The sequence below is a fragment of the uncultured Nevskia sp. genome (assembly GCF_903885465.1).
Taxonomy (GTDB): domain Bacteria; phylum Pseudomonadota; class Gammaproteobacteria; order Nevskiales; family Nevskiaceae; genus Nevskia.
In genome coordinates, this window is record NZ_CAISIQ010000554.1 from 1 (window position 1) to 5,047 (window position 5,047).

Here is a 5,047-nt window from a genome sequence, read left to right on the forward strand (position 1 = left end):
ACGACCAGATCGAGGCTGCCGGAATAAGCGAAGTCATCTTCTTTCATTCTTCGGCATCGGAAATGAGGAAGTACCAGAACGACATTGCCTTCGCAGCGGTAGCCGATCCGAGGAAGACGTTCTATGCCAAGTTCGGCGTCGGGCGCTCGATAGGGGCCAGCTTCCATCCCCGGGCGTTGTGGGCGGCTATCAGAGGGATGTTTCTCGGAAAGATGGGCCTGAAAATGGAAAACGGCCCGGTTGGCCTGCCCGCGGACATCTTGATCGATCAAAAGGGCACTGTGGTTGCCGTGAAATATGGAACCCATGCCTACGATCAATGGGAAGTCTCAGAGCTGCTGAGTGTTGCCAAGGGTGCTGGTTAGCGGCCTGGTAGGTTTCGCAGTTACTGAGCAGCAGTCGGCGATACGTAGTTCATCGTCAAACGGCTAAGCGATGGAAAAGATTGCACCTGAGGTCAAGCCTTGCCCGCAGGCGCTGGCTACACTGAGCACGAACGGCGGGAGCCGGACCGGTCCCGATACGAAACCTATAAGCGCTGGCTGACAGCGGTCCGCAACGGGCCGCGAGACTAGCGCAAGTCACTTTGGTGCAGGGGAGAAATCATGCATTGCTTGAGCTTGAAGGGACGCGCTTGCCTGCTGCTGGCGATCGGTCTCGGTGTTTCAATGTCGGCACACGCGGGCGGCGGCTACTTCGTGCTCGGTTATGGGCCCGAGGCCGCGCAATCCGCAGGCACCTCGACGGCCTTCGGCCTTGACGCGTTCGCGGGCGCTTCCAATCCGGCCAAGCTGTCGGCGGTCGACGATCGTCTCGATATCGGGCTGCTGGCGTTCATGCCGCATCGGCGTGCCGAACGAGAAGACTCCCTTGATCCCTCCTACGATTTCTCGACCACCAGCAAGAACCAGTTTTTCCTGCTGCCCGAAGTCGGCTATGCCGCGCGCATCAACGAGGCGCTGTCCTGGGGCATGACGCTCTACGGCAATGGCGGACTCAATACCGATTACCGCGGTGAAACCGGCGTCCCCGGCAACAATGCGGCACCCGACAAGTGCGGCAACCAACCCGGCAACTTCTTCCTCGGCTGCGGCCAACTCGGCATCGACCTGAGCCAGCTGATCCTCGCCACCACGCTCAGCTGGCAGTACGCGCCCGGATACAGCGTCGGCATCGCGCCGCTGCTGGCCTATCAGCGCTTCAAGGCTTACGGTCTGCAGGCATTTCAGGGACTGTCCGGCCACCCGGATGCGGTCACCAACAATGGCTATGAAGGTGCGCTCGGCGCCGGTGTTCGCGTCGGCTGGTACGGGCAGCTTCTACCCTGGCTCAATGTCGGCGCGGCGTACTCGACGCGGATCTACATGCAGAATTTCGAGTCCTACCGCGGACTGCTGGCCGGCAATGGCTCGTTCGATATTCCGGAGAACTACAGCGTCGGCCTGTCGCTGACGCCGCTGGAGAAATGGACGGTCGGCTTCGATTTTCAGCGCATCAACTTCGGCCACATCCGGGCGCTCGGTAACGGCGTGCTGAATTCTCTGGTCGATCCCCAGACCAATCCACTAGGTAGCAATGGCGGCAGCGGCTTCAACTGGCGGAACCAGAGCAATTATCGGTTTGCGCTCGCCTACGCCGTGCTTCCGTCGCTGACCCTGCGCGCGGGGCTCGCCTACGGCAGGCGTCCACAACGTGATTCCAGTACCAATTCAGTGAGCTTCAATGTGCTGGCGCCGAATCCGGTCCGCAATGTCACGGCCGGCTTCACCTGGAACTTCACCAAGTCCAACGATCTGCATTTCGCTTACGGGCGTTATCTGAAAGGCACCTATGGCGGCCCCTCGGCCACAGCCCTCGGCGGCAACGAAACGGTGACGCCGCATGTCGAGACCCTGTACTTGGGCTGGAGCCATCACTACTAGAGGTTGCAGAAGCCGACGACGACCTGGTTGATCCGCAGGTCTGCGGCGTGACTGCAGTGCGTCTTGTTTTTTGCGCGGAACTTACTATGATGATCATCATATGAAGAAGCCCGCCGCCCGATCCAAGGAAGCCACGCATGAGCGCATCGTCGATGCCGCCGCGCGGGCCATCCGGCGCAGCGGCTACGACGGCACCAGCGTCGCCGACATCATGAAAGAAGCGGGCCTGACCCACGGTGGCTTCTACGCCCACTTCGCCTCGCGCGAAGCGATGCTTGCCGAAGCGGCGGACCGTGCCGGTGCCGATGCCGTCGCCGCCTCGGCGCGCACCGCTGCCAATGCCCCGCCGGAGCAGGCCTTGCTGCGGATGATGTCAGCCTACCTTTCGCAAGAGCATCTGAAGGCTGTGGAGCAAGGTTGTCCGGTGGTTGCGCTGGGCTCGGAGATGCCGCGCCAGGCACCGGAGGTAAGGCGCGCGACCACGCGCCGGATCAAGGAAATGATCGATGTCGTGGCTCGCCAGTTGTCCGATTGGGGCCAACCCGCGGCGCACGAACAGGCGCTGGTGATCGTGTCCTCGATGGTCGGTACCTTGCTGCTGGCACGCGCCGTGGACGATCCCAAACTGTCCGACGCGCTACTGGCCTCTACCCTGAAGCACTTCGCTCCAACCGCTCCCTGAGGACGACATCAGCCGTGTCGGCTTTCAAGCTGATGATAAATATGATGATCATCATAAATTATTCACCCGCTGTCACTGCATCGCGCATCACTACTCACAGGAAGCTACTGCCATGACCATCAAGAAAACCATCGCGCTCGTCACAGGCGCCTCATCCGGCATCGGCAAGGCGACAGCGGAACGGCTCGCCCAGGCGGGCTACAAGGTCTACGGCACCAGCCGCCGCGGCGGGCAACAGGACGCGTCTTCGTTCGAGATGCTGGCCCTCGACGTGACCCGCGATGAATCGGTTGCCGCCGCCGTCAACGAGTTGCTGCGACGGGAAGGCCGCATCGATCTGCTGGTCAACAACGCCGGTTTCGGGGTCGCTCCCGCCGGCGCGGAAGAAAGCTCGATCGAGCAGGCGCATGCGATCTTCGAAACCAACTTCTTCGGCATCGTCAGAATGACCCGCGCCGTTCTGCCGCAGATGCGCCAGCAGGGCAGCGGCCGCATCGTCAATATCGGCTCGATCCTGGGCTTGTTGCCGATGCCGTACGGCGCGCTTTACTCGGCGACCAAGCATGCCGTCGAAGGCTATTCGGAATCGCTCGACCACGAACTGCGCACCCGAGGCATCCGCGTTTCGGTCGTCGAGCCGGCGTTCACCAAGACATCGTTCGACGCCAACCTGATGGAGCCCGATGCCACGCTCGACGAGTACCGCGGCAATCGCGCAGCGCTGAATCAGTTTCTGCAGGGCGCAATCACCAAGGGCGACGACCCCGCCGTGGTAGCCGACGTGGTTCTGCTGGCCGCCAGCGCCGCTCATCCCAAGTTGCGCTACACCGCCGGCAGCCTCGCCGGCCGTTTGCAGTTCCTGCGCAGGTTCGCGCCGGCGGCTCTGGTTGACTCGGGTATTCGCAAGGACTTCCGGCTCGATACGCATGCGGCGCCCGTTCGGGCTTCGGCAGCCGCCAAGTAAGGCTCGAACCACACGCATATCGATCATGGCCTATTCAACCGCCGATGAAAGCAAACCTGATAGCCCAGCCTTTGCGCCGGCCCAATCGTCTCGCCAGGACATCGATGAGCGGCGACCAAGCGACCTGATACCGAACGCCCCTCTCCGAAGCCTGTTCTACTGCGCCGGCGCCGGGCCGCATTCGACATCGGTCTTCTGATCGACCGCGCAGTGACGATCGATCGCCGCGCGCGTACGTGATCACTAAAAAACAAAGGGAATGAACATGAAGATTTGCAGCGCAAAGGATTGCGCGTTGGTCGCGGCTGGCATCGCGGCTTTCGCTAGCAGTGGCGTTCAGGCTGCGGGAGGCGCGGGCTCGAAGTTTCTCGGTGCCGATTTCTCGTACAACGGCTTCATTCGTTTCGACGTGGCGTTCAGTACCGACGACCGCGTTCAGCAGGTCAACCAGTTCGGCGATCTTGCCAACGGCGTGCCGATCCGGCGCGAACCCGGCAACCCGGCACTGAACTACGCGGTTCCGCTGCAACCCACGGATGCGCTGATCGGCCCCGGCGGCATCATTCCGATCTCCGGCATCGGTGTGCTTCCGCCGACGCGAGGCGTCAGCAATCAGGTGGGTGTCAACGACACCGTCACTCGCTATGTGCCGCTGAAGAACCAGCTGCTGAACTATCACCTGCTGCGTTTCGAGCTGACCCCGACCTTGTCCTGGGGCGACTTCTCGCTGATCACCCGCCTGCGCGCGGTCTACGATCCGGACGATCTCGGCTACAACGATTTCGACTATCGCAACTACGACGACATCAACGGCGGGATTCAAGGCGGCGAATCGCGCCAGTTCCACACCACGCCGGACAAGCTAGGCTATCAGGTGGAAGGCAACAAGAACCCGATCTTCTTCGAGCGTTCGGGCCGCAACTACATGGTCGATCTGCCGGCGTTCTTCGTGCAGTGGAACAGCGGCAACACTACGGTGCGCGTGGGTAATCAGACCATCGCCTGGGGCCAGCTGCTGTTCTTCCGCATCATGGACACCGCCAACGGTCTCGATCTTCGCCGCCATCTGATTCTCAATCGGGTGGTCGAGGAATATGCGGACTCCCGCGCTTCGGCCCCGGGTATCCGCATCACCCAGCAGGTGACCGATCAGGTCTCGGCAGACTTCTTCGCCCAGCAGTTCATCCCGACGGTGCTGAACAACGTCAACACCTCTTACAACGTGGTGCCATCGCAGTTCACGCTGCATGACCGTTACGACCAGGGCGGTTACAACAAGAACGTCAACTACGGCATCCGCTTCAAGGCCGAATTCGGCAACTACAGCCTGCAGGCGATGGCGACCCATCGCTACAACCCGCTGGGTGCGATTCGCTGGACCGAGTCCGGTGTCGACAAGGATCTGCCTAATACCAACATTCTCGGTCTGGCATTCAACCGATATTGCGCCTTGCTGGTCGGCGGTTCGGGCTGTGGCCC

General features: G+C 61.6%; 5 protein-coding genes. All 5 read left to right on the top strand.

Going from position 1 to position 5,047, the window contains the following annotated elements; genetic code table 11:
* Positions 1-365 (top strand): AhpC/TSA family protein (locus QZY06_RS21485; protein ID WP_295688154.1); only part of this gene is annotated, 365 nt, incomplete at its 5' end.
* A gap of 240 nt (positions 366-605) precedes the next feature.
* Entirely contained in the window at positions 606-1,922 is a 1,317-nt protein-coding gene (locus tag QZY06_RS21490; RefSeq protein ID WP_295688156.1) for an OmpP1/FadL family transporter, read from the top strand.
* 100 nt (positions 1,923-2,022) lie between these two features.
* Positions 2,023-2,604 (top strand): TetR/AcrR family transcriptional regulator, encoded by a 582-nt coding sequence (locus tag QZY06_RS21495; RefSeq protein ID WP_295688159.1) that lies wholly within the window; start codon positions 2,023-2,025, stop codon positions 2,602-2,604.
* A gap of 112 nt (positions 2,605-2,716) precedes the next feature.
* Positions 2,717-3,568: an oxidoreductase gene (locus QZY06_RS21500; protein ID WP_295688160.1), complete on the top strand. Its 852-nt coding sequence runs from the start codon at positions 2,717-2,719 to the stop codon at positions 3,566-3,568.
* A 265-nt stretch (positions 3,569-3,833) separates the two neighbouring features.
* The coding region (locus QZY06_RS21505) for a DUF1302 family protein (RefSeq protein WP_367275709.1) at positions 3,834-5,047 on the top strand (1,214 nt) is incomplete at its 3' end.